Below are 25,707 nucleotides of genomic sequence, written 5' to 3'. Positions count from 1 at the left end.
TTAACGGTTTTTAAAGAAAGGTGGAGTTTCTAATTCGTCGTCATCATCATCTTTTGAAAAGCTGCTCATAGACAGTTTGCTGTCCAATTCACCTTCTGAAGGTCTTGCAATGCTTTCACGGCGAAGATCCCAGTCTCCAAAAGCAGATGTTTGCTGCGGTTCAGCCTGTGTTTTAGGCTGACGCGGTTCTGCATCCGGTAAGTCATGTGATTCAGCCATGTCAAAATCATAACTTGGTCGGCGTTCAAAACCAGTCGGCTGATTATCTGATGGCCGTGACAACGGCTGCTGGTTTGGCTGTGGAATGCTGGATGCTACTGAACGAAAACCGGCAACTTTATCTGCTTTTTCTTTACGAACGCCTGTTGCTACAACGGTTACACGAATTTCATCTTTAAGGCTGTCATCAATAGAAGTTCCCAGCCAGATATTAACACCATGTCCTGCTGCCTGATTCACAATTTCGGATGCTTCTTCAGCTTCAATCAGGGTCATATCAAGACCTCCGGTAACATTGACAATGACATCTTCCGCACCATCAATAGTGGTTTCAAGAAGTGGTGAGTAAATGGCTTTCCGAGCTGCTTCCACCACACGCTCTTCTCCTGAACCAATACCGATTCCCATCAGCGCATTGCCCTTGTTTTCCATAACTGATTTGACATCAGCAAAGTCAAGGTTAATAAGCCCTGGGCTGGTAATCAAATCAGAGATCCCTTGAACACCTTGGCGAAGAACATTATCAGCTTCACTAAGAGCCTCAAGAAGTGGTGTTTTCTTATCAACAATTTCTAAGAGATTATTGTTTGAAATAATGAGCAGGGTATCAACTTGCTCACGCAGTTCGTTAATCCCTTCAATCGCGTAGTTGCCGCGCTTGCTTCCTTCAAAGCCAAAAGGTCTTGTCACAACTGCTACAGTAAGAGCTCCTACACCTTTGGCAATACGTGCAATCACGGGCGCTGCACCAGTACCAGAGCCACCACCCATTCCTGCGGTGATAAAGACCATATCGGCACCGCTCAAGGCTTCTGTCAGTGTTTCTTCGCTTTCTTCAGCTGCTTTACGGCCAACTTCAGGCTGACCTCCAGCACCCAGACCACGAGTCAATTTAGGTCCTAACTGGATGACTGTTTCAGCCTTTGAACTGCTGAGCGCCTGAATATCGGTATTGGCTGCGATAAATTCAACTCCAGCAACTCCTTCATCAATCATTCGGTTAATGGCATTGCCGCCACCGCCGCCAACACCGATAACTTTAATTACTGCACCCTGTACTGATGCTGTGTCAAATGAAAAGGTCATGTTATAAATTCCTCACTTTAATTTTAATCAAACAAATTGCCAAACATACCGCGAACCCGGTCACCCATCTTTTGCTTAGGCTTGCCTTCTGTTTGAAAGGCTGCATCTTCAGTAGGGGTATCAAAGGTTTCTAATGGTTTTTGCTGCGGCTGCGCAAATGTTCTTGTTTTTGGTGCAGGGTTAGACGACTTATAATCAATCGGCTTATGGCGCAGTTTTTCTTCTCCTGCAACTGCCCCTCGCGCTAGGACATCCACCTCTGTTAGCTGACCAACATACTCAACAAGGCTAATGACATTAGCAAACATTGGATTGCGGATACCAACTTGATTTGGCACATGGAGTTTGACTGCTACACCAAAGATTTCCTGAGCAAGCTCAACAACACCCGGCATAATAGCACCACCGCCAATGAGAACAATGCCTCCTGGTAAATCTAGCAGACGACTGCGTTCCAGATCTTGTTTCACCCGATCCAGTACATGTCGGACCCTTGCAGAGATAATTTCTGCGACATAACGTTCTGAAACCTCAATCGGACTATTCTCGCCGACCACTTCAACCTGAACCGTTTCAGAGGGACTGGCACTAGATAAATCGGCGCTGCCAAAGTTAAATTTCAAAGCCTCCGCAATTTGGTGAGACGTTTTCAACACTTTAGAAATATCTTTGGTGACGTAGTCTCCGCCTTCAGCGTAAGTATTAGTGAACTGCAATTCCTGAGCGCGCATGGTTGCAACCGTCGTCTGACCGCCACCCATGTCAATAACCGTCGCTCCAAATTCCCGTTCTCCTTCGTTAAGAACAGCCTTGGTTAAAGCTAGAGGAGAAATAACAATGTTTTCCACCTCAATGCCTGCCCGTTCAACGGTTTTGCGAAGATTGTGCAGGATGGTGCTTGGACCAGTATAAATCATACCACGCATTTCCAGGCGAATCCCCATCATCCCGCGAGGGTCACGGATGCCCTGAAAACCATCTACAATGAATTCTTCAGGCACCAGAGAGATAACCTCACGTTCTGGAGTGACACTCTTAGTTAGGGCTGAACGGACAACACTGTCAACATCTTCATCCTTAATCTCTTTTGATTCACTCGGAACCGGAATCATGCCTTGGGTAGGCTCAATCTGCAGCAAATTGGCTGGCAGCGAGACATTTACCTTTGTAATAGACATCCCAGCTTTTTCTTCTGCTTCTTCAATAGCTGCCTTGATGGCATCTGCAGCAGCGTCAATATCAATGATAATGCCATCTTTCACGCCAGCACTTTTAACATTGCTGACGCCAATAACATTCATCTCACCTTTAATAAATTCAGCAACTAGCACTTTAATCGAGCTTGTCCCTATGTCCAATCCTGTAAAAAAGCCATCTCTAGCCATTCACTCGACCTCTCAATCTTTCCTTATCAGTTCTATATAAATACTGTCCAAAAACAGAATTATTCAGACAATATTATAACATAAAAAAGCGGAAAATGGTAAGCATTTTGCGCTTTTTGTTATATAAACTTAATGCGTTTCTATTATTCTGAAACTTGGCTGGTCGTAGCTTCTGTCACTGTTTGGGAATTATCTGAGACAGTCTCACTTTGGCTGCTTGCATTTGGATCTGCCGATGTTTCGCTGCTGGTCTCTTCTGTACTCGTCCGAGAGGCTGCGATAGAGGCTTCAATGGCCGCATTTGTGCTGTAAATACCGACCTCCATATCAACGATCTGCCCTCCCGTTAAGCTATCCTTGATTTTAGAATAATAGGGCAGTTTCTTTTCTAATTCAGAAAGCGGAATACGAACCGTGTTGCCATCGGTCATCTCAATAGAAAGCAAATCTTTGGTCGAGCTGGAATTGGCTGACGATATGGTCTTAATCTGACTGACCAAATCTTGATTCAAGGCACTTAATTGCTTGATTAGGCTCTGAATATCGGCTTCATTCTCTAGGTTAATAACGAGATAAGAGCTGGGCAGCTCTGTCGCATTAACGGTCTCAAGACGTCTGCCATTTTCCAGAATAGGAACATAACCTTGCGCCGTTTGAGAATAAGCGATGACCCGATACTCTGTTACTTTCAGGATAAAGCGGTTAGGAAATTCATAAACCAAGTCAGCTTTTTTCACCCACTGATTTTTATTGGCTGCGGCCTTTGCATAAGCATTGCGATGCCAAAAAATGGTAGTGATGTAATCTGATGCTTTAATACCTGTCTGATCCAGCAGTTCTATCTGATTGGCATTGGTATTCCCTGACACAGTAAGGGCTTTTTGACGACTGTAGGGGCTGATAAAAAAGACAGCGATCAAAAGGACCAAGACAGATAGAGAAAGAACAGCAACTGCCTGCCAAATCTGGCTAGGGGGGATTTGTCTTTCTTTTTTAGGTTTAGCTTTCTTCTTAGGAAGCTTCTCTTTACCTTCGTCCAGTTGAGAAGACTTGGCTTTTTTAGCTTGGGACTTCTCTTCGGATGCTTCTTTATCATCTTTGGCAGAAGACGTTTCTTTTCCTTCATCCTCCAAAGTCTCCTCTTTTTCAAAAGACTTCATTTCCTCCAGCTGTGCCCGTTTTTCAGCCAGTCGCTTTTCGTCCAGCTTGTCTTTTTCAAGCTTTTGAGCCTGCTTTTTCTTCAAAAATTCAAGATTGCGTTTTTGCCATTCGGTTAAGACTGGCTCTTCTTTTTTTTCCTTGTTTTTTGCCATTATTATCCTTTTTGAGCGGCAATGTCATCTATCAAGACCCTGTAAAATTCGTCCGGAGACTTGATTTCGTTGGATGCTTTCATTGCTCCTTGATAGCGAGATTGATTTTCTAATAATTCTGTGAGTTTAGATTGAAAGCGGTCAAAATTAAAATCTGACTCGAACAATTCCTGAGCATAACCTTTTTTGACAAAATAAGCTGCATTTTCAAGCTGATCTCCGCGACTCGCCTCTTTCCCCAATGGAATAATAAGATGGAGTTTCTGCAAAGCGACCAGTTCGAACAGCGTATTTGATCCGCCTCTGGTAACAACTACATCTGCCAAGTCCATCAAAGGCTGGTAAAGGTCGGTCACATAATCCACCCGGTAGAGGCGATCCGTCAGCTGATTGAGGGTTTTATCCCCTGTAATGTTAATGACATTATAAGTTTCAACCAATTCTGGAGTCTGACTAATAAATTCATTAAAAACTTTAGCACCGCCAGAGCCGCCAATAAAAAGCAGAGTCTTTAACTGAGGGTCAAAATGACCTTCAATCTCTTTCAGGTCTGGATTTTGGTTGTTAGCTCCTTGGGTGACCTTAGTAACTGCTCCGATATGCTTGATTTTCCTAAGCTCAGATGACTGTTCGAAGGTCGTGTACATCATTGTGGCAAACTTATAAGCGATGCGATTGGCCAATCCCATTGATAAATCTGATTCATGCACGAAAACGGGAATACCTAAAATCCTTGCAGCCATGACGGGTGGAACAGAAACGAATCCTCCTTTTGAAAAAAGAACCTGAGGACGGAGTTTCAGCAAAATAAGCAGAGACTGAAGCAAGCCAAAAGCAACTTTGAACAAGTCGAGCATATTTTGAAAAGAGAAATAGCGCCGCAGCTTTCCTGTTGCAACTCCGTGGAAGGTTACTTCTAAGCCAGACTTCTTGATTTCAGTATGTTCAATACCGTTTTTATCGCCAATGTAATGAACTTCCCAGCCATCTTTCAAAAAGCGAGGGATTAGTAATAAATTAAGGGTAACATGACCTACTGTTCCGCCGCCAGTGAAAACAATCTTTTTTTTAGCCATGCTCGCCACCTTTAAGGCTTTCATAGCTGGCAATAAATTCATCCCCGCGGATTTCAAAATTTTTATACATATCCCAACTTGCATTGGCAGGGCTCAGGAGGACGACATCACCCGAACTTGCGTTCGCAAAAGCCAATTGGGCAGCCTGAGCAACATCTTTGGCTTCAATATAGGGTACCTTTGCTTTATCAGCAGCCCTTTTCAGGCGAGGAGCTGATTCCCCTAGGAGAACCATAGCTTTTAGCCCAGCAATATCAGGAACGAGCTCATCAAATTCATTGCCACGATCCAAGCCGCCAGCAATTAAGATGACCCGTGAATTATCAAAGCCAGACAGGGCTTTTTGAGTTGCTAAAATATTAGTTGATTTGCTGTCATTGTAAAACTGAACACCATCAATGCTACCAAGCTTCTGCAAGCGGTGCTTTACCCCGCCAAACTGACTGAGGGTTTCTCGGATAGAGGCATTATCAACACCTGATAATTTGGCCACTGCTATTGCAGCTAAAGCATTTTCGATATTATGGCTGCCTGGAACACCCAAGTCAACGGCTTCCATAATGGCCTCACCTCTAAAATAGAGCACTCCTGCCTCTAAATAAGCACCATCCACTTTTTCCTGGCTGGAAAAAGGCACCAGACTGGCCTGTGTTTTTTGGGCAAGCTCCTTGGCCAGTTCCTGATTAAAATTAAGCACCAAGAAATCTTCAGCTGTCATATGGTTTTGGATTGTCCATTTAGCAGCCACATAATCTTCAAAAGAGCCATGATAATCAAGATGTGTCGGCATCAGATTTGTGATAACAGCTATATGGGGCTTGAAAGACTCAACTCCCATCAGCTGAAAAGAAGACAGTTCCATGACCAGCGTGTCTTGGTCAGAAACACTTTGAGCCACTTCAGAAGCTGGAAAACCAATATTTCCAGACAAGTGGGCCGACTGGCCTCCTTGATTCAAAACATCTGCAATCATGGTTGTTGTGGTTGTTTTGCCATTTGAACCGGTAATCCCAATAATCGGTGCGTCTGAAATCAGATAGGCTAATTCCACTTCGGTGATCACAGGTATCCCTTTTGCCAATGCTTTTTCAATCATAGGATTAGCATAGGGAATTCCAGGATTCTTAACCATGTAAGCAAATGCTTCATCTAAAAGTTCCAAGGGGTGGCTGCCGCAGATGACTTTGATCCCCTCTTCTAAAAGGCTCTGTGCTGCGGGATTCTCATCAAAAGGTTTGCCATCATTGACCGTAACAATAGCCCCCAGTTTTGCCAGAAGTCGCGCCGCAGCTTCACCAGAGCGAGCCAGACCCAAAACTAAAACTTTTTGATTTTCAAATTGGGATATTTTTTTCATGCTTCCTATCTTTCTATACATTGCATTCCCTAATATTTTACCTTTAATCAGATACTTTTTCAAGATTTAAGAGCAGAAGCTTTGACTAGAAAATGATGGGAATGAACTAAAAAACTGCTTGCTTTTGCAGCAAACAGCTCTTATCGTGATTTTTTTGACAACCGCATGACATCTCGCAAGGCATAGTAACCGACAACTATCATGCCCAGTCCCACAAAAATTTCAGGAGGTGACTGAAGGATTTTAATGAAGGTCATACCAGCCAAAACAAGCAGAAAGGCCACAATAGCCACCAAGGAAATCATGTTCATGGTATTTTTCACCGTCTTAGGAGCCACAAAAACGTAGTACAAAACCAGTAAAATGGCAATAATGAGATAAAACATTTGGACTCCTTTCTCGGTAAAATACGATTGAAATCGTTCTAAAGACTATTCTTCGGATGATTTTTTCTTTTTGGCAGCTTTGGCACGTAAGTTCTTATCTAAAATTTGCTTACGCAGACGGATGGACTCTGGTGTTACTTCCATATATTCATCATCATTAAGAAACTCCAAAGACTCCTCCAAAGTTAGAATACGCGGCGTCTTAATAACCGCTGTCTGGTCTTTAGTTGCTGAACGGACATTGGTCATTTGTTTCGCCTTGGTGATATTGACCGTTAAATCATTGTCCCGGGAATTCTCACCAATAATCATCCCCTCATAAACTTCTGTCCCAGGGTTGACAAAGATGGTTCCCCGCTCTTCAATAGACATAATGGAATAAGTCGTCGCTTTACCTGAGTCAATAGATACCAAGGCTCCTCGATGGCGACCCCCAATTTCTCCTGGAACAAGTGGCAAATATTGGTCAAACGTATGGTTCATAATACCATAACCACGCGTCATTGACAGAAATTCGGTGGAATATCCAATCAAACCGCGGGCCGGAACGAGAAAGACCAGACGGGTCTGTCCATTGCCAGTTGCCTGCATATCAAGCATATCGCCTTTACGCTCGGACAAGGATTGGATGACAGAGCCTTGATACTCCTCTGGTGTATCAATTTGCACCCGCTCAAATGGTTCCATCTTCACGCCATCAATCTCTTTGATGATAACTTCCGGACGTGAAACTTGAAGCTCGTAGCCTTCACGGCGCATTGTTTCAATCAGAATCGACAAGTGGAGCTCTCCACGGCCTGAAACTGTCCACTTATCTGGTGAGTCCGTCGGTTCTACCCGTAAAGAGACATCGGTCTGGAGTTCAGCCAAGAGGCGTTCTTCAACCTTGCGAGAGGTCACCCATTTCCCTTCACGACCGGCAAAAGGTGAATTATTCACCAAGAAAGTCATCTGCAGGGTTGGCTCATCAATATGGAGAACAGGGAGCGGTTCAACAGCATCTGTCGGTGTAATGGTTTCACCGACAAAGATGTCCTCCATACCAGATACAGCAATCAAATCACCCGCCTTAGCTTCTTCAATTTCTTTTCGCTCAAGACCAAAGAAGCCAAAGAGTTTTGTCACACGGAAATTCTTTGTTGTTCCATCGAGTTTAGACAGGGTGACTTGATCTCCAACTTTAACAGTTCCACGGAAAACACGGCCGATTCCAATACGGCCGACAAAGTCATTGTAATCAAGCAGAGACACCTGAAACTGAAGCGGCTCATCTGAATTGTCTTCCGGTGCCGGAATATGGTCGATAATCGTGTCAAAAACAGGTGCCATGGTATGCTCCTGATCTGCAGGATTATCAGACAAAGATGAGGTTCCGTTGATGGCGGACGCATAAACTACCGGAAACTCTAGCTGATCATCATCAGCTCCCAGTTCAATAAAAAGCTCCAAAACCTCATCAACGACTTCTTCAGGACGTGCTGATGGTTTGTCAATCTTATTGACAACGACAATAGGTGTTAAGTCTTGTTCCAGCGCCTTTTTCAAAACAAATCGGGTTTGCGGCATGGTGCCCTCATAAGCATCAACAACAAGCACAACACCGTCAACCATCTTCATAATCCGCTCAACTTCTCCGCCAAAATCCGCGTGTCCAGGCGTATCCATGATGTTAATACGGGTTCCATTATAGGCGACTGCTGTATTCTTAGCCAAAATGGTAATGCCGCGTTCTTTTTCAAGATCGTTGGAGTCCATTGCGCGCTCTTCCAGTTCCTTACGCGCATCAAGCGTATGAGACTGCTTCAGCAATTCATCAACAAGGGTTGTTTTTCCATGGTCAACGTGGGCAATGATTGCCACATTTCTAATATCTTCTCTTAATGTCGTCATGATTCCTCAATATATAATTATTTTAACTAATGAATTATACCATAAAATGATTTAAAAAGCAGACTTGAATGATAAGTAAGTGTTTTCAATAAAAAAGAGGGTGGAACAAGGACTTGCTAGAAAGCACTGCATCAACCATCAATGTTGCATAAATAAAAAGTATTTGGGACAAAAGTCCCAAATACTTTTAAGACTGCTCTTTGGTTTTTCCATTCCAGTAATCCAGCCCATCTTTTAGGACGTAAATATCCTTGTAACCTGCTTTTTTAAGAATGGAGACAGCACGGGCAACAGCCTGACCGCGTGTATTGTCATAGAGCAAGACTGGTTTGTCTTTTCTGAGAGCTCCCAAGGTTTCTTTAAACTGACCAATCTGCAAATTGCGGGCTCCTAAAATATGCTTACGGCGAAATTCTGCCGGCGTACGCAAATCAACCAGCTGACTTCCGTGAATCTTTCCTTCAAATTCAGCATTAGAGATAAACTTCGCTGAGCGCCGAACGCTAACGTAGTTCCAAACCAACCAAGCAATCATCCCCAATAAAATAAGCCATAAAATAATCGTTATAGGTGACATAATTCTCCTTTATTCTGCAATAAATTGACGGGCAAGACTAGCCGCCCCGATAATGCCTGCATCATTTCCGAGCTCGGCAATTTTTAGTTGTGTTGTTTGGCGAACCTGCGGGAAGGTAAACTGATCAAAATAAGCTTGGATGCGTGAACGTAAAAATTCGCCTGCTGCAGAGACTCCGCCACCAATAATAACAGAATCTGGATTCAGAATATTACTGATATTGGCAGTTGCCAAGCCCAGATAGAAAGAAACCTTATCCACGATAGTATTGGCAAAGGAGTCGCCGCCTTCAGCCGCTTGAAAAATGTCTTTACTCGTGACACTGTCACCATTATCAATAGCCAGTTTAATCGGTGAATCTCCTTCATAGGTCTCTGCCATCAGACGCGCAACACGAACCACTCCGGTTGCAGAAGCGACGGTTTCAAGACAGCCCTTGCTGCCACAAGTACACTCAAACCCCTGTTCCCCTGGTTCAACAATAATATGGCCAATTTCACCGCCGGCACCGCCGACACCGTGAATCAAGTTGCCGGCCGCAATGATACCGCCACCGACACCAGTTCCCAAAGTCACAAAAACCACATCAGGATTATTATCGCCTGCGCCAACCCAGCGCTCACCAAGAGCAGCGACATTAGCGTCATTATCAATAGCAAAGGGAATTCCTAAAGCTTCTTCGATAGCCTGACCGACAGCCTGTGTTTCAGACCAATTTAAATTATAGGCGCCTGTTACCGTCTTTCGCTTACGGTCAACAGCTCCCGGCGACCCCATTCCAATCCCTGAAAAATCAGCAGCACTTAGACCGTATAAGTCTAGTCGGTGCTTGATAGACGCAATGATATCAGGAACAATATGCTTGCCATCTTCCAAAATATTGGTCTCGATTGCCCACTTCTCCTGAACCTCTCCTTCAAGTGTCAGGATACCAAATTTAACTGTGGTGCCGCCTAAATCAATTCCCAAGAGTTTTTTGCTCATTTGCTTTTTCCTTTTCTAAACGATGCTCTCTGCGTAAAATCAGCTCTGCCTGAAGATAATCACTTTTAGACAAGAGACCATTATCATAGATTCTTTCAAGTTCAATTTTCATCATTTCAATGTCATAAAGACGCTTGCCTAAATAAACATAAATGCCGAACGACTTAAGCAGTTGCTGCACATCATATAATGTTTTCATCTCCAAAATTCTACCAAAAAAAGGGGAATTTTTCAAGATAAAATGCAATCGTTTGCTCTATCTTTTACCCGCCAAAAAAAGCACCCCGAAAGAGTGCTTATCTGTTAAATTCCGGGAGCCTTGCCGAGTTCGGCCTGAAGCATCCAGATTGTTTTTTGGGCATCTGTCTGGGCTGCCGTAAAAATATCATTGGAGACTGCATCTCCTTCTTCATCGGTCACATCCAAACCTACCTGATAAAGACTTGACAAGTACTGGTAAACCTCTACCAGACGGGATAGATGGTCTGCCATTGAGCGATCAAAAGAACCGGGCTCTTCGTCAAGTTTTGAATGGGCATCAAACTCCTTAAGCGTTGAAAAAGGCTGGCCTCCAAGCGTAATCAAACGCTCACTAATCTCATCAAGATGGGCATTTAACGCATCCATGAGTTCATCCATTTTAGGGTGAAGGTAGAGGAAGCCTGGTCCTCGCATATACCAGTGTACTTGATGGACAATAGAGGCTGCCTTGGATAAATCAGCTACAGCCTGATTTAAAACAGCTCTTGTTTTTTTATTGGGGATATCAGCCTTGGTTTCAAGCTGATGCGTAATAGAAGCGTAAATATTTTCGGTCATTGTTGTTGACATGGTTAGTCCTCCTTAACATGAAAGATAATTCCTTATACCTATTATGTTAGAACGATTCCAAATAAAAAGCAAGAATTTGATTTCTTTTTGACGAATAGATAGGTATGAAAGAAATCTTATATTTTATGCTGTTTAGTTCTTTTGGGTCTTTTATGGGGGTGGTCGTCAATCGTTTTCCTGACCAATCCCTCCTCTCTCCAGGAAGCCACTGTGATTCTTGCGGAACAAGGCTTGCTCCCAGAGATTTAATTCCCGTTTTTTCCCAGCTCATCAACAGGAGTCACTGTCGCTTTTGCGGCTGTCAAATCTCTTATGCTTACCTCATTCTAGAAAGTCTTTGTGGTTTGATTGGACTAGCTTTTTGTTTCCAGCTATTGAGTTTTTCTCAGATTTTTCTCTTATTGTTTGGAATTCTTCTGTCGCTTTATGATTTAAGAGAACAGTCCTATCCCTTTGTTATCTGGGTTATTTTCACCTTGCTTTTGATGGTTGTTTTCCCGCTGAACCTCCTCAGTATCCTTCTTTTTCTTTTCGGCATTTTTGCAGCTTTGAAGGATATTAAAATCGGCAGCGGTGATTTCCTCTACCTCGCAACTCTGGCCTTGGCGCTCGATTTTCAAGCTATTCTCTGGATTGTCCAAATTGCCAGTTTGTTAGGGATTTTAGCCTTCCTACTGGGAGTTCAAAAGGAGAAACGCCTCCCCTTTGTTCCCTTTTTATTCATAGCCTATAGCTGCCTGCTCTTAGTGATGTAAAAAAAGAGAGTGGGACAAGGACTTCCAATTCCCTCCTGTACCAACCATTTGATGATGCATCCATAAAAGCGTCTGGGACAAAAGTCCCAAACGCTTTTATTTCTTGAATTGACTGCCTTGCTTGATGAAATCCGCAATTTGACTGGCTTGTCCCTGGTGTAGGGCTTTAACAATTTTAGAGCCTACAATAACCCCATCTGATACCTTGTTGAAACGCTCAATATCATCTTGGGAAGACACACCAAAGCCAGTCAGAACCGGAATCGGTGCAAAGAAAGAGAGGTTCTTCAAATGTTGGTCTAAATCATCACGATAAGCATCTGTCTTACCGGTAACCCCATTGACCGCGACAGCATAGATAAAACCTTGCGCATCTTTTACCAGTTCTTTCTGGCGCTCAAGACCCGTTGTCAAACTAACCAGGGGTACCAAAGCCAGGTCACTGTCCTTAAGAAAAGGCTTCACTAAATCCTCATGTTCATGAGGCAAATCTGGGATAATCAGTCCCTTGACAGTTGTGTTTTCCAAATCCCGAACAAAGGCTTCTAAACCGTATTGGTAGACAGGGTTAAAATAGGTCATTAAAACGAGAGGGACTCGACTTTTTCTTTCTTGCAGTTTCTGAACAATCCCTCTTAAAGAAACATTTTTTGCCAAAGCTCTCAGCCCGGCGGCTTCTATGACTGGCCCATCTGCGACAGGGTCGGAAAAAGGAACCCCTATTTCAATAGCAGAGACGCCTTGATTTTCTAGAAAGTCAATCGTTTCAAAAAGACCATCCAAGCCTTTGTCATGATCGCCTGCCATAATGTACGGAACAAAAATCCCTCGACCCTTTGCTCTAATCCCCTCTAAATGTTGGGTTAAACTGAGATTCATCTTCATCCCTCACTTTCTAAGCGTTCCTTGACTTGAACAACATCCTTGTCACCGCGACCAGACAGGCAAACCAGAATGGACTTATCTTTGCCCAACTCTTTGGCCAGAGTTGGCAGATAGGCAATCGCGTGGCTAGATTCTAATGCTGGGATAATCCCTTCCAAGCGCGACAGTAACTGGAAGCCCTCTAAGGCTTCTTGGTCTGTAACACTCACATAGTGTGCCCGTTTCATTTCATTAAAATGGCTGTGTTCTGGCCCAATTCCAGGATAATCCAGACCAGCCGATATGGAAAAAGCTTCTAAAATCTGACCATTGTCATCCTGCAGGACATCCATCAAAGCGCCGTGAAGGACACCGGGCTTCCCTTTGGCAAAGGTTGCCGCATGCTTATCCGTATCCAACCCAAGACCGGCGGCTTCAACACCATACATAGCCACAGAACTATCATCCACAAACGGATAAAAGAGACCCATTGCATTTGATCCGCCGCCGATACAGGCAAGAAGCGCATCCGGAAGTTGACCATTTGAAACGGCGGCAAACTGTTCCTTGGCTTCCTGACCAATCACCGACTGAAAATCACGAACCAATTCAGGGAAAGGCGCGGGTCCCAAGACTGACCCCATGACATAGTGCGTGTCCTCAACTTGGGCGACCCAGGCACGCAAAGCTGCATTGACTGCGTCTTTCAGCACACGTGAACCATCTTTCACCGCATGAACCTTGGCCCCTAAAAGCTCCATCCGGAAAACATTGAGTGCCTGACGTTTGACATCTTCTTCTCCCATATAAATGGTACATTCCATATTAAAGAGAGCAGCGGCTGTGGCTGTGGCAACCCCGTGCTGACCAGCTCCTGTTTCGGCGATGATTCTCTTTTTCCCCATTCGTTTGGCAAGAAGAACCTGGCCCAGAGCGTTATTTATTTTGTGGGCACCTGTATGGTTTAAATCCTCACGCTTAAGGTAAATCTTAGCACCGCCACAATAAGCTGTTAAATTTTCAGCGAAATAAAGCGGGGTTTCACGACCCACATAGGTTTTTAAAAGCTGCTTAAATTCCGCCTGAAAAGAGGGGTCCGCCTTGCATTCACGGTAGGCCTGGTCTAATTCCAAAACAGCCGTCATTAATGTCTCTGGCACAAAACGCCCTCCAAAACGGCCATAAAATCCGTTGTCATTGGGTTGATGATAGGTCATGCTTTCACTCTTTCTATAAATGTTGTAATCTTGGCTACATCTTTCTGGCCGTCTGTCTCAACACCGCTGGAAACATCAACGGCATAAGGACTAAACGCTTCAATCGCAGCAAGCACATTATCTGCCGTCAGTCCGCCCGCAATAAAGAAGTCTTGGCTGATGTGGGACTTATCCAGAGCCTGCCAGTCAAAGGTTTTGCCTGAGCCTGCTACGGGAGCGTCAAAAAGCAGAAAATCTGCCTTACTTGAGTACCGGCTACGCTGGTTCTTGATGTGAATTGCCTTGATGACAGGAACTGGGAGTTGTTCAAACAGATCCTCCGCAAAGTCTCCATGAATCTGCACCAAGTCTAAGGGCACCTGGCAAACCGCCTTCTGAACTGTCTCTAGAGAGGGGCTCACAAAAACACCAACTTTTTGAATGCCCTCTGGGATAAGCCGAGCAAGCTCAGCCGCCTGCCCGAAGCTGATCTCCCGCCTGCTTGGTGCAAACACAAAACCGATGTAGTCAGCCTTGCTTCTGACAGCAGCCAGAACAGACTCTGGTGTGGATAAACCGCAAATTTTAACTTTTGTCAATAGACAATTCCTCAATCTTCTCTTTAGGATCAGCCGCCTGCATGAAAGCTGTTCCAACCAATATGGCATTAAAATATGGACTGACGGTCTGCGCATCTTGCTTAGTAAAAAGCCCCGACTCAGAAATGTAAATCCTGTTATCTCGGAAATGTGTGGACAGCTCTAAGCTGGTATTGATGTCAACATCAAATGTCACCAGATTGCGGTTGTTGACCCCAATCAATTCAGCTCCAATCTGATGGGCAATGTCAAGTTCCGATAGATTGTGCGTCTCAACCAAAACTTCTAACCCCAGACTGGTCGCAAACGCGTAGAGTTCTTTGAGGCGCTGGGGAGATAAGGCAGCCACTATCAGAAGAATCACTGTCGCTCCTGCATTTCGGCTGCGGACAATCTGTTTTTCATCAATAATAAAATCTTTTGCCAGAGTTGGGATGGTCACTTTGTCGGAAATCCTGGCGAGGAAATCAATATCTCCCTTGAAAAAAAGTGGGTCTGTCAAAACAGAAATCATAGCAGCACCCGCTTCTTCGTAGCGCTTGGCCTGCTCTAAGATATCAATATCCAAATTGATGTCCCCCATACTGGGACTGGCCTTTTTAACTTCGGCAATGACCTGCAGCTGCTTTTGGTGATTTTTCAGAAATTCGTAGAGCCTATAGGTAGACCGCAGAGGTTTTAATTCTTCCATCTCCAAAGCGGCTACTTCTTTGGCCTTGGCCTCTAAGATTGTTGGTAAAAACGGTTTAGCCATTCTGGGCCTCCTGTAGTTCCTCTAATTTTTTCAGTGCCTGACCGGAAGCGATAACCTGCCGTGCCAGAGCAACTCCCTCTTTTATGGAAGCTGCTTTGCCATTAGCATAAAAGCCTAGACCTGCATTAAGAACGGTGGTTTCAAGATAAGGACTGGGCACATTTTTCAGTACACTAAGCAAAATCTGAGCATTCTCCCGAGCATCTCCACCGCGAATCTCCTCTAAGCCAACTTCCGACAAGCCCAAGTCCGCCGCTCGAAAACTCCCCTGGCTAATCTTGCCATGATCAAGAAGGGTATAATGATTGCGCCCATACAGGGCTGCTTCATCCATATTATCTGGGCCGGTGATAATCAAGGCACGCTGCCTTCCCAGCCGATCAAGAACCCTAGCTAGGTCCTCCTGCAAGTCCTGACGGTAGAGCCCCATCAGCTGCGTTTTCAAGGACATGGGGTGACTGAGCGGACCCGTGATATTCATAATGGTTGGTACACCTAAGGCCTGACGGGCTGGTGAAATATAGCGCATGGCTGGGTGCATCTTTTGGGCAAAGAGAAAAACAATGCCTGTTTGATCGAAGATTTTCCCCAATTTCTCAGCCGGCAGATCAAGATGAATCCCCAGTTCTTCTAAGACATCAGCTGAACCAGATTTTGATGAGATTGAGCGGTTGCCGTGCTTGGCCAAGTGAACACCTCCTCCTGCCAGTACAAAGCAGGCAGTCGTTGAAATGTTGAATGAAAAGGATTGATCCCCGCCAGTGCCACAATTGTCCATGACATCATCAAACTTGGTTGGAATGTCAAGCGCATTGGCCTTAATCATCTTGACCAAACCCAAGATTTCTTCGGGGGTTTCCCCCTTCATTTTCAGAGCTAGAAGAAAAGCGGCAATCTGACTTTCTGACAGCTGGCCTGAAAAAATTTGACTGGCTACCTGGGCCACTTCTTCTTCTGTTAAATCCGTCTGTGCTGATAATTTTTCAAAAATGTCTTTCATCATCTTATCCTTTCACAAGTCTGACAAAATTCTCAATCATTTTAAGACCATCCGGCGTTCCAATTGATTCGGGATGAAACTGCAGACCATAGATTGGCAGCGTCTCATGCTGGATAGCCATGATTTCTTGATCATCATCGGTTCTGGCCGTTACCCTAAACGTCTCTGGCAAGTCCTCGACCACAATCGAATGGTAACGCATGATATCCAGCGGATTGGTCAGCCCTGAAAAAAGAGGACAGTCTTCTTGAAAAGTCATCTGACTCTGTTTGCCGTGCATGACCTGCTGAGCTAAGCCTAACCTACCGCCAAAACTCTCGGCAATTCCCTGATGGCCCAGACAAATGCCTAATATAGGCTTCTGGCCTGCAAAGGTCTGAATTACCTCTTCCAGCTGACCGGCGTCTGCGGGCCAACCTGGTCCCGGTGAAAGAACCAAACCTTCCGCCCTTAGGGCTTCTTGATATAAATTGGGAGCATCATTTCTGAGAACCGTTACTGGTGCGAAGCTGCCAATGTACTGGGCAAGATTATAGGTGAAAGAATCGTAATTGTCTATTAGTAAAATCATCAAACCTCTCCTATCCGGGTCATGGCTTTTGCCTTGTTGATGGTCTCTTGGTATTCATTTTCAGGGATACTGTCATAGACAATCCCTGCCCCTGCTTGGACATAGGCTTTCTGATCTTTAACCACCATAGTGCGGATAGCAATGGCAAAATCCATATTGCCGCTGGCTGACAAATAGCCAATCGCCCCCGCATAAATGCCCCGTTTTTCTTTTTCCAGCTCGTAGATGCGCTTCATGGCTCTGATCTTAGGAGCTCCGGAAACAGTCCCAGCCGGAAGGGTGGATTTCAACGCATCCATAGCGGTTAGACCAGCCAGCAGTTTTCCTTTGACCACACTCGTGAGGTGCATGACATAGCGGAAATGCTCCACTTCCATGTATTTGCTGACCTGAACGCTGCCAATATCAGCAATCTTGCCAATATCATTTCGCCCCAGATCAACGAGCATTCTATGCTCAGCCACCTCCTTGGCATCACCAAGAAGATCCTGAGCTAAGTCCTTATCTTCTTGGTCGTCCTTTCCACGAGGCCGCGTACCCGCGATTGGATTGGTGGTCACGAGGCCATTTTTGACAGAAACCAGGCTTTCCGGACTTGCCCCAATAATCTGGTAATCTCCAAAATCGTAGAAATAAAGGTAGTTAGACGGGTTGGTCACACGAAGGTTGCGATAAAAGTCAAAAGGACTGCCGGTCAGATCTGCCGAGAAACGCTGACTGAGGACACATTGGAACATATCTCCCTGACGGATAAGATCTTTAGCTTTGGCCACCATCTCCTCAAAAAAGTCTTGTGAGAGATGGTTTTTAAACGTCAGCGAATGTAGATTTCTCTCCTTAAACTCTAGAGGAGACTGCTCTTTTAAATCCTTTAGAACCTGTTTCAGGGCAGCTTCTTCTGCCCTTTCACCCCTATCACTATAAAGGCTATCTTCAACAATGGTGACCGTTTCTTCCTTGTGGTCAAAAATCAGATAAGATTCATAGACAAAGAAGTGCATATCAGGTGTTCCGATGGTATCTTTGGGAATTTGACCGATATCCTCATAGAGGGCAATCATGTCATAACCCAGATAGCCAATCGCCCCGCCTGAAAACGGCAAATCTAAAGCCTGACTTTTCTTGAGCGTCAGACGGCTTAAGTAATCCAAAGGATCACCTGCCACTTCTTTGCCATTTTCTGTCAGCCTGCCCTTTTCAAATTTAACTTCAAAGACAGGGTTGTAAGCAATGATTGAAAAACGGGCATTTTCTTTTTCCCTAGGGATTGATTCAAGGATGATTTTATGTCTGCCCTTGATTCTCATATAAGCCAAAATCGGGGTCAGGATGTCTGCTGGAAGGATCTTTCTCATCTGATTTCCTTTCTCTCTTTATCATAGACGAAGGCAAGAAAAAGCCCTCACACAGAAAAAAACTCTGCGTGAGGGCGTTAAAGCTGTTTAACACGGTGCCACCTCAATTAGCGACTTTACCAAGCGTCGCCATCTCATCCTCCTCAAACAAGGAGTTGCACGGTAAGGGGTGCCCACCTGAAGACTATTGATTACCTTCATCTTGATTCGTCATCAGCCCATTTCCTAAATACCTGCTGCTTGTTCGCAATCACCACAAGCTCCCTGAAAACACAATACTTAGTACTTCTTCTGATTTGACTAATATTTTACAGGAATAGAAAGAAATGTCAAGTCTTTTTTTTATAATTTTCTGAAAATATCAGATTAAGGCCGAATCCTTCTTCATCATGCCTGCCTGAAGCTGGTACATCCGGTAGTAAGTCCCTTTCAGAGCAAGCAAATCCTCGTGGTTGCCTGATTCAATAATTTTGCCCTTGTCAAGAACGTAAATACAGTTAGCATCTTGGATGGTTGACAGGCGATGGGCAATGGCAATGGTTGTCCGCCCCCGGCGCATCTTTTCCAAGGAGGCCTGGACCAGCTGCTCCGTAGCCGAATCAATATTGGCTGTCGCCTCATCAAGAATCAAAATTTTAGGCTGGCTGGCAATGGTCCTCGCAAAAGCAAGCAGCTGGCGTTCACCTGTTGAAAAGCTGGAACCGCGTTCGCTCACGGGTTCATCGTATTTGTGCGGCAATTTTTGAATAAAAGGGTCAGCATCCACAAATTTAGCCGCAGCCTCAACCTCTTCATCAGTTAAGTCTTGATACATTCTGATATTGGAGGCAACAGTGCCGTGATAGAGGAACGGCTCCTGCAAGACCAGTCCAATCGTTCGCCGCAGCTCTTCTTGACTGTACTGACGGATGTCAATCCCATCCAAGAGAACCTGTCCTGACTGGAACTCATAAAACCGCATAAAGACATTGATAATGGAGGATTTACCAGATCCTGTCGGACCCACAAAGGCGATGGTTTCTCCTTGTTTGACCTCAAAAGAAATATTGTCCAAAATCTGGTGCTGACCGTCATAGCTGAAGGAAACATTGTTAAAGGCAATATGGCCAGTTGAGACTTTGGCGTTACTGGATAGCTGTTTTGGTTCATAGGCCTGTTCATCAATCAAATCAAAGACTCTGCCGGCTGATACCATTGATGTCTGCAGGGTTGAAAAATTCTGGGTAACTTCTATCAGCGGATCGAAAAGCCTGTTGACATATTGGATAAAAGCATACATCAAACCGGCTGAAATACCAATCGTCTGCCAAGAAAAACCAAAATAGGCCATCAGAACGGCATAAGCTAAAAGTTTTAAGAGCGACATGGCCGGTCTCAAAAAAAGACTGTCCAGGGCCATTGACCGGTTAGCATATTGGAAATGCTCCTCATTGACCTCTTCGAAGGCCTCTTTCAGGCGTTCTTCCTGTCTGAAAGCCTGAATAATCCGAATACCTTCAATGCTTTCGGCCAAATGACTGTTGATGTCGCTTAAGAGACTGCGTGTTTTAGAAATGACGCTAACCGATTTTTTCCGATAGAGATTGACCAACAGAAAAATAAAAGGTAAAAAGAGGGCCACTAAAAAGGTGAGCTGGTAATTGAGGACCAGCATGGTATAAAGGGTCACACTAAAAATAAAAATAGCCGAGATAAAACTGGACAGGATACCTGAGAACATCTCGCTGATGCTCTCCGTATCATTGGTTAAACGGGACACAATAGAGCCGGCTGGTGTCTTGTCAAAATAAGACATCCCCAATCTTTCCATATTCGCAAAGGCATCCCTTCGAATATCCCTAACCACGCTGAAGGAAACACGCGCAAAGAAAAGGCTGCCAAAATACTGCAAAATCGTTTGAAGGACAAACAGCAGGTAATAACCGACTAAGAGCATAGCGGCTTTTTGGTTCATATCTGTCAGGTAGCGATCAATAAAATGACTGGCCACTAAAGGGATCAAACTCTTAATCACCGTTGTCAGAAGCAGAAACGAAAGGGCTAAAAAAGTGAGAAACTTATAGGGTCTGAGATAGGACATAAGGCGTAAAAAGACACGTCCCTGCCGTTGATTATTCTCCAAAATCCGACCCTCCTTTCATTTCCAGCTGCTGAGATTCATAGGTCTGAGCGTACCAGCCGCCTTTTTGCAGCAACTCATCGTGTCGGCCGCGCTCAACGATGCGCCCATTTTGCAGAACTAAAATAAGATCTGCATGCACGACCGCACTCAGACGATGGGCTGTAATAATGGTTGTCTTATCTTGGCGGTTTTCTTTTAGATTGTCAATAATCAGGTGCTCCGTCTTAGCATCAACCGCCGAAAGCGAATCATCCAAAATCAGGATGTCTGGATTAAGAATCATTGCCCGGCTCATCGCCAGCCTTTGCTTTTGACCTCCTGAAAGAGAGACACCTTTTTCACCGATAAGCGTTTCAAACTGATCCGGCATAGCCATAATATCTCCGTAGACCTGTGACAGTTTTGTCGCTGAAATGACCTGTTCCATGTCTAGGTCTGGATTGCCAAATCGCACATTATCCTTAATGGACATGGCAAAAAGCACCTGATCTTGGGGAACATAGCCCATGAGACGCCGCAGATCTGCCACACGATAGTTACGAATATCCTGACCATTTAAGCGAATGCTGCCTTGATTAACATCGTACTCCCGCAAGAGCAGCTTCAAGAGAGTGGTTTTCCCGGAGCCTGTCTGTCCGACAAGACCTAATGTCTGTCCCTTATCCAGATGAAACTGAATGTCTTCCAGTGTCGTCTCACCTTCGTAAGAAAAACGTTTAATATCATAGTCCAGAGGACCATTTTGGATGCTATCCAAAGCATGAACGGAATCCTTAATATCTGATTCCTGATTTAAAAGCTCCATAATCCGTTCATAAGAGACCGTTCCCCTCTGAACCATATTAAAGAGAAAGCCGATAGCCATGAGCGGCCAAACCAGCATATCCAGATAGGTCATAAAGGTGACTAAATTCCCAACGGTTACCTGACCATTTTTCACAAAATAAGAACCCGCTAAGAGGGTCAGGGCGTAGCTGGCCCCTACAAAAAGAAGGACGACAGGGTTAAACATACTGTCATAGGTCATCGTCGTCATATTCTTGGCGAAGGTCATCTCATTTGTTTCTTGAAAGGAAGCAAGTTCTGATGCCTGATAGCCAAAGGACTTGGTCACTTTTATCCCTGAAACACTTTCTTGAACCTTGTTGTTTAAATCTGAAAAGGCTGCCTGCGAAGCCTTGAAACTTTCATGGGTTTTCTTGCCCAGACGATTGGTCGCATAGGCCATGAGCGGCAAAGGAATAATGGCAACCAGTGTCATCTGCCAGGAAATGTTGAAAAACATAGCCGCCAGTGTCACAAGAGCCGTCACCGAAGCATCAACAGCAGACATCACACCACCGCCAGCCAAGCGGGTTAGGGCGTTGATATCATTTGTGGCATGAGCCATCAAATCACCCGTTCGGTATTTCTGATAAAAGGAAGGAGACATCTTGGTAAACTGTTCAAAGAGCCGGGAACGCATAATCTGTCCCAGTCGGTAAGAGGTTCCTAAGATAAAAATCCGCCAGACATAACGCAGGCCATACATGGCAAAGGCCGCCAAAATCAGCCAGAACAAGTTCCACAGCAGCTGCTGGCTGGTTAAACTTTTATTGGCAATACGGTCTATGACATCTCCCATTACCTTTGGCGGTATCAGGTTAAGAAAACTGACCAGACTGAGCGCCATTATCCCGATTAAGTAACGTTTTTTCTCAAGCTGGAAAAACCACCAGAGCTGTTTTATGATTTTCATTTCTTCTTTCTCATCTCCTAGATTGATGGCACTTCTTCTTTATCATAGACCTTAGAGTCAACTCCAAGTCAAGCCTTTGGGGCTTTTTTGAATAGATAATCAAAAAGCCAGAATGCCAGCAGGCCTCCTAAAGTGTTGGTCCATAAATCGTCAATTTCAAATACCCGATTGGCAGCAATCAGCCAGTCCAAGAACAACTGCGTCAGCTCAATGAAAAGGCTCAGCCCAAAAGCCAGCAGACAGGCCCTTGATCTCCTTCGTAAAGACGGCAATAAGCATAAAAGCAAGAAGATTAAGGGAAAAAGGAGCAGAATATTGACCATGTTCTGACCGATAACCCAAACCAACTGCCCAAACGACTGAATAGCCCCCAAATGAACCAAGGAATTAAAAGGTGTCAACAAGACAACCAGTCGACCATAATGCTTAATCCCTGGCGTTTCCATCCCGCTAAAAGTCTGAGGCGTGAAACACATCAGACCGATACCAAAAGCATAAAAAATAGCTAATAACATAGCTATTTTTCGCGCATTCGGTTTTAGGCGGCCATCTTTATCAAATAAGGTTACCATCAATCTGCCGCTTCTGCGATCGCCTGCTGCCGATCTTTTTTCATTGTATTTGAACGCAGTTGACCACAAGCGGCATCAATATCTGTGCCGTGCTCCTGACGAATGACACAATTAACACCATTCTTCTTAAGCCTGTCATAAAATGCTAGCACACGTTCTTTGGGACTGCGGCTATATTGGTCATGTTCCGTAACAGGATTGTAAGGAATCAAATTGACATAGGATAATTTCTTAATGTCTTTCAGTAGATCTGCCAGCTCCTGAGCCTGTTCAAGACCATCATTGACTTCATTGAGCATGATGTATTCAAAGGTAACCCGACGATTGGTCGTTTCAATATAGTAATGAATGGCATCAAATAATTTTTCCAGAGGGAAGGATCGGTTAATCCGCATAATGCTGGACCGCAGCTCATTATTTGGCGCATGCAGAGAGACGGCTAAGTTGACCTGAACACCCTCATTGGCAAAATCACGGATTTTATGAGCCAAACCAGATGTTGAGACCGTAATGTGGCGTGCACCGATGGCCAGACCATTGTCATCGTTAATGGTTCTCAGGAATTTCAAGACATTGGTGTAATTATCAAACGGTTCACCAATTCCCATCACGACTACATGGCTGACACGCTCGTCCTGCTGCCGTTCATCAAAGTATTTTTGCACCAGCATGATTTGGGCGACAATTTCACCGCTGGTGAGGTCTCGCTGTTTCTTAATCAGACCGGAAGCACAAAACGTACAGCCGATATTGCAGCCGACTTGTGTGGTGACACAGACAGACAAGCCGTAATGCTGACGCATGAGAACGGTCTCAATCAGCATTCCGTCTGGCAATTCAAACAGATACTTAACGGTTCCGTCACTAGCTTCTTGGACAATCCGTTGCTTCAGCGGGTTCAGACAGAAGCTGTCATTTAAGACAGCGATAAAGTCTTTGGAAAGATTGGTCATTTCCTCAAAGGTCTGGACACGTTTACGGTAGAGCCAATCCCAAATCTGAGTGGCCCGGAATTTTTTCTCCCCGTGTTCCTCCGCCCAATCAATCAACTCATCGCGCGTCAGTCCATAAATAGATGGTTTCATTTGTCTTCTTTCTCAAAGGAGACCTGCTGCTTCACCCGGCAGTCACACGCGGTCTCCTTCTTTCCTTTCTAGGCTTTCTTTTGCCTGATCACAAAATGCTGGTTGGTCTCCTTGTCCTGTCTAGACTTCTCTGACTTAGGCCGATCTTCTCTTTGCTTCTTGTTCGGCGAATCCACTTTGCTAGACTTGCTGTATCGACGGCGTCTGCGATTGTCACGACGGCGATTTCGCGGCCGCTCCTCTTCCTTTTCCATCTCTTTTGGATTTGGGTTTTCAAGGACAAAATAGGCACAGCCAAAATTGCAGTACTCCGTGATATAATCATCCAGTCGGGCAATCGTTGAGGCTGACTTTTTCTTATCAGCTTCCTTATAAAAACCTTTCAAACGCAGCTGCTCATTGCCCCAGTCACCTACAATATAATCATATTTCAGCAGGATTTCCGAAAATCGCTGGCTAAAGACCGTGGCATCGAAAGCGTCCTTAACATTTTCCAAAAGCAAAAACTCAAGGTCGTCACTCTTGACATGGTTGTCAAAAAAGACAAACTGCGGTCCAGGAAATTTATTATAGTTGTACAGGTCGGGAGAAATGTCTTTCCTCATGCTTTTCCTTTCAGGTATTTTTCGACGAGTTCTCTCAGGAGATCAGGGAAGAGTAAGTCACCTCGGTATTTGCCGTTTTTCTGATTCAGCGATTCAAAATAAGGGGCAAAATAATACTGGTCAACCAGAACCAAGGTCTTTTTTTCAGTTTCTTTATCAACCTTACCATTATACACTATTTTTCCATTTTTGTAAGTAAAGCCACTTGTCATCATCTGACCAAAGCGTTCCCCTCTAAAGCCCATCCCGCGGATTTTTTGGTTGGCTAACAATTCCGCCTGACTGAAGACATCTTGGCAGATCGCCAACAGCTCCAAAGAGGTCAGCTCAAAGGTCACCAGTCGCATCTGATGGGGCAGGGAAGCGTGGAGAGAGGCTCTGGTTAAGCTCCTCTCAAAAGGACGAACCACAATGCCCGTATTGACCATAGCCAAGTCTGCTCCACTGTAATCTCTCATAGCCTCCAAAACCAATTCAGCAGACCCCTGCAGAGTAGGCGGTTGCTGCCAGTTAAAGATTTTTTCCTGAGCCAGCATTGTCCGTCCCTGACTGGCCAGCCCCTCTACAAAAGTAGCATCTGTCTTCTGCGAACTAAGCTGGCTGGTCGGCTGAGCCTCAATAACAATCTCCTCAAGCTGCCCATTGTCAAAGACTAAATCAATCTGACCGACATATTCCCCATAGCGTCCTGCCGCTGCCAGATAAGTCCCCATCACCGTCTCTCCCTCTTCAAAGACATGGTGAGTATGGGCACCGATAATCAGATCTACCGCTGGCAGTTTGTGGCAGATAGCCTCATCAACCCGAATGCCCAGATGACTTAAGAGAATTCTAAAATCAGCTTCTCTGACCTCAGGTTCTGCCAACTGGCGCTCTAGCGCCTGAATGCCATCCTCGATCTGCCAGCCATTGGGTTCATAGGTCCAATAGTAGGGAAAAGTCGCCCCCAGAAAAGCTAACCTGGTACCCGCCTTGGTTTCATAGATATGGTAAGGCTGAGCCCAAGAGGGACGGCCTGACTGATCGGTCAGATTGCCTAAAACAACCTGAAAGTCGGCCCTATCATAGAGGCTATTCAGTTCTGCTTTTGACAGTCCTACCCCTTCATTATTTCCAATCGTTGCCAAATCAATCCCCAACTCATTCATCAGCTGAATATTAGCTTGACCGGAGGTCGCTTCTGTCAGGGGATGGCTTTTGTCAACATTATCCCCTAGATCTAATGTGATGACCTCAGCCTCTGTTTGCCTCTGCGCTTCAAAAAAACGCTTAATTTTGGGATAAGCTTCAAAATGCGAATGCAGGTCATTGATATGGAGAATACGAATCTGTTCTTTCATAGGTCTATTGTAACATGTTGACCGATGAAACAGATAAAAAAGAGCTG

25 protein-coding genes are annotated in these 25,707 nt (G+C 44.8%); 1 reads left to right on the top strand and 24 read right to left on the bottom strand.

Annotation, left to right across the window (positions count from 1 at the left end):
* From ftsZ to dpr, 11 genes are all read right to left on the bottom strand, one after another.
* A complete protein-coding gene (ftsZ, locus tag A3GY_RS0100230) occupies positions 1-1,305 on the bottom strand; it encodes a cell division protein FtsZ (protein ID WP_018029376.1) in 1,305 nt (434 codons plus the stop codon).
* Between the two features lie 23 nt (positions 1,306-1,328).
* Positions 1,329-2,690, bottom strand: a complete 1,362-nt coding sequence (ftsA, locus tag A3GY_RS0100225; RefSeq protein WP_018029375.1) for a cell division protein FtsA — start codon at positions 2,688-2,690, stop codon at positions 1,329-1,331.
* Positions 2,691-2,833: 143 nt separating this feature from the next.
* Positions 2,834-4,003 (bottom strand): cell division protein FtsQ/DivIB, encoded by a 1,170-nt coding sequence (locus tag A3GY_RS0100220; RefSeq protein ID WP_018029374.1) that lies wholly within the window; start codon positions 4,001-4,003, stop codon positions 2,834-2,836.
* 2 nt (positions 4,004-4,005) lie between these two features.
* On the bottom strand, positions 4,006-5,079 hold the full coding sequence (locus A3GY_RS0100215) for a UDP-N-acetylglucosamine--N-acetylmuramyl-(pentapeptide) pyrophosphoryl-undecaprenol N-acetylglucosamine transferase (protein ID WP_018029373.1): 1,074 nt from the start codon (positions 5,077-5,079) through the stop codon (positions 4,006-4,008).
* Positions 5,072-6,436, bottom strand: a complete 1,365-nt coding sequence (gene murD / locus A3GY_RS0100210; RefSeq protein ID WP_018029372.1) for a UDP-N-acetylmuramoyl-L-alanine--D-glutamate ligase — start codon at positions 6,434-6,436, stop codon at positions 5,072-5,074. The genes A3GY_RS0100215 and murD overlap by 8 nt, the downstream gene beginning before the upstream one ends.
* Before the next feature lie 140 nt (positions 6,437-6,576).
* Positions 6,577-6,822: a DUF3165 family protein gene (locus tag A3GY_RS0100205; protein ID WP_018029371.1), complete on the bottom strand. Its 246-nt coding sequence runs from the start codon at positions 6,820-6,822 to the stop codon at positions 6,577-6,579.
* A gap of 45 nt (positions 6,823-6,867) precedes the next feature.
* Positions 6,868-8,712: a translational GTPase TypA gene (gene typA, locus A3GY_RS0100200; protein ID WP_018029370.1), complete on the bottom strand. Its 1,845-nt coding sequence runs from the start codon at positions 8,710-8,712 to the stop codon at positions 6,868-6,870.
* Positions 8,713-8,899: 187 nt separating this feature from the next.
* Positions 8,900-9,289, bottom strand: a complete 390-nt coding sequence (locus A3GY_RS0100195; protein WP_018029369.1) for a rhodanese-like domain-containing protein — start codon at positions 9,287-9,289, stop codon at positions 8,900-8,902.
* A gap of 9 nt (positions 9,290-9,298) precedes the next feature.
* On the bottom strand, positions 9,299-10,273 hold the full coding sequence (locus A3GY_RS0100190) for an ROK family glucokinase (protein WP_018029368.1): 975 nt from the start codon (positions 10,271-10,273) through the stop codon (positions 9,299-9,301).
* Positions 10,248-10,472 carry a YqgQ family protein gene (locus A3GY_RS0100185; RefSeq protein ID WP_026161848.1) on the bottom strand — a complete coding sequence of 75 codons (225 nt, stop codon included), beginning with the start codon at positions 10,470-10,472 and terminating at the stop codon, positions 10,248-10,250. Before A3GY_RS0100185 ends, A3GY_RS0100190 begins: the two co-directional genes overlap by 26 nt.
* 104 nt (positions 10,473-10,576) lie before the next feature.
* Positions 10,577-11,104 carry a DNA starvation/stationary phase protection protein gene (gene dpr, locus A3GY_RS0100180; protein WP_018029366.1) on the bottom strand — a complete coding sequence of 176 codons (528 nt, stop codon included), beginning with the start codon at positions 11,102-11,104 and terminating at the stop codon, positions 10,577-10,579.
* Positions 11,105-11,208: 104 nt separating this feature from the next.
* On the opposite strand from dpr, the gene A3GY_RS0100175 reads away from it, so the two are divergent.
* Positions 11,209-11,859 (top strand): prepilin peptidase, encoded by a 651-nt coding sequence (locus tag A3GY_RS0100175; protein ID WP_018029365.1) that lies wholly within the window; start codon positions 11,209-11,211, stop codon positions 11,857-11,859.
* 96 nt (positions 11,860-11,955) lie between these two features.
* On the opposite strand, the gene trpA is transcribed toward A3GY_RS0100175, so the two are convergent.
* The 13 genes from trpA to A3GY_RS0100110 all read right to left on the bottom strand — a co-directional run bounded on the left by trpA (position 11,956) and on the right by A3GY_RS0100110 (position 25,660).
* The gene (gene trpA, locus A3GY_RS0100170; protein ID WP_026161847.1) at positions 11,956-12,738 is read right to left on the bottom strand and encodes a tryptophan synthase subunit alpha; all 783 of its coding nucleotides are present in this window, start codon (positions 12,736-12,738) and stop codon (positions 11,956-11,958) included.
* A gap of 2 nt (positions 12,739-12,740) precedes the next feature.
* Positions 12,741-13,940: a tryptophan synthase subunit beta gene (gene trpB / locus A3GY_RS0100165; RefSeq protein WP_018029363.1), complete on the bottom strand. Its 1,200-nt coding sequence runs from the start codon at positions 13,938-13,940 to the stop codon at positions 12,741-12,743.
* Positions 13,937-14,518, bottom strand: coding sequence for a phosphoribosylanthranilate isomerase (locus A3GY_RS0100160; RefSeq protein WP_018029362.1), 582 nt, complete (start codon positions 14,516-14,518; stop codon positions 13,937-13,939). Before A3GY_RS0100160 ends, trpB begins: the two co-directional genes overlap by 4 nt.
* Positions 14,505-15,272 (bottom strand): indole-3-glycerol phosphate synthase TrpC, encoded by a 768-nt coding sequence (gene trpC / locus A3GY_RS0100155; RefSeq protein WP_018029361.1) that lies wholly within the window; start codon positions 15,270-15,272, stop codon positions 14,505-14,507. The genes A3GY_RS0100160 and trpC overlap by 14 nt, the downstream gene beginning before the upstream one ends.
* Positions 15,265-16,272: an anthranilate phosphoribosyltransferase gene (trpD, locus tag A3GY_RS0100150; protein ID WP_018029360.1), complete on the bottom strand. Its 1,008-nt coding sequence runs from the start codon at positions 16,270-16,272 to the stop codon at positions 15,265-15,267. Before trpD ends, trpC begins: the two co-directional genes overlap by 8 nt.
* Before the next feature lie 4 nt (positions 16,273-16,276).
* Complete coding sequence (locus tag A3GY_RS0100145; RefSeq protein ID WP_018029359.1) at positions 16,277-16,843, bottom strand: aminodeoxychorismate/anthranilate synthase component II; 567 nt, start codon at positions 16,841-16,843, stop codon at positions 16,277-16,279.
* A complete protein-coding gene (trpE, locus tag A3GY_RS0100140) occupies positions 16,843-18,198 on the bottom strand; it encodes an anthranilate synthase component I (protein ID WP_018029358.1) in 1,356 nt (451 codons plus the stop codon). Before trpE ends, A3GY_RS0100145 begins: the two co-directional genes overlap by 1 nt.
* Positions 18,199-18,559: 361 nt before the next feature.
* Positions 18,560-20,320 carry an ABC transporter ATP-binding protein gene (locus A3GY_RS0100135; RefSeq protein WP_018029357.1) on the bottom strand — a complete coding sequence of 587 codons (1,761 nt, stop codon included), beginning with the start codon at positions 20,318-20,320 and terminating at the stop codon, positions 18,560-18,562.
* Positions 20,310-22,058, bottom strand: a complete 1,749-nt coding sequence (locus tag A3GY_RS0100130; protein WP_018029356.1) for an ABC transporter ATP-binding protein — start codon at positions 22,056-22,058, stop codon at positions 20,310-20,312. Before A3GY_RS0100130 ends, A3GY_RS0100135 begins: the two co-directional genes overlap by 11 nt.
* Before the next feature lie 68 nt (positions 22,059-22,126).
* Positions 22,127-22,630, bottom strand: coding sequence for a VanZ family protein (locus A3GY_RS0100125; RefSeq protein WP_018029355.1), 504 nt, complete (start codon positions 22,628-22,630; stop codon positions 22,127-22,129).
* Entirely contained in the window at positions 22,630-23,715 is a 1,086-nt protein-coding gene (rlmN, locus tag A3GY_RS0100120; RefSeq protein WP_018029354.1) for a dual-specificity RNA methyltransferase RlmN, read from the bottom strand. The genes A3GY_RS0100125 and rlmN overlap by 1 nt, the downstream gene beginning before the upstream one ends.
* A 68-nt stretch (positions 23,716-23,783) precedes the next feature.
* Positions 23,784-24,320 (bottom strand): YutD family protein, encoded by a 537-nt coding sequence (locus A3GY_RS0100115; protein ID WP_018029353.1) that lies wholly within the window; start codon positions 24,318-24,320, stop codon positions 23,784-23,786.
* The gene (locus A3GY_RS0100110; RefSeq protein ID WP_018029352.1) at positions 24,317-25,660 is read right to left on the bottom strand and encodes a bifunctional metallophosphatase/5'-nucleotidase; all 1,344 of its coding nucleotides are present in this window, start codon (positions 25,658-25,660) and stop codon (positions 24,317-24,319) included. The genes A3GY_RS0100115 and A3GY_RS0100110 overlap by 4 nt, the downstream gene beginning before the upstream one ends.
* Between the last annotated feature and the right edge of the window lie 47 nt (positions 25,661-25,707).

The sequence above is a fragment of the Streptococcus ferus DSM 20646 genome (genome assembly GCF_000372425.1).
In the GTDB taxonomy this organism is placed as follows: Bacteria; Bacillota; Bacilli; order Lactobacillales; family Streptococcaceae; genus Streptococcus; species Streptococcus ferus.
This window is presented reverse-complemented; position numbering and strand designations above follow the sequence as displayed.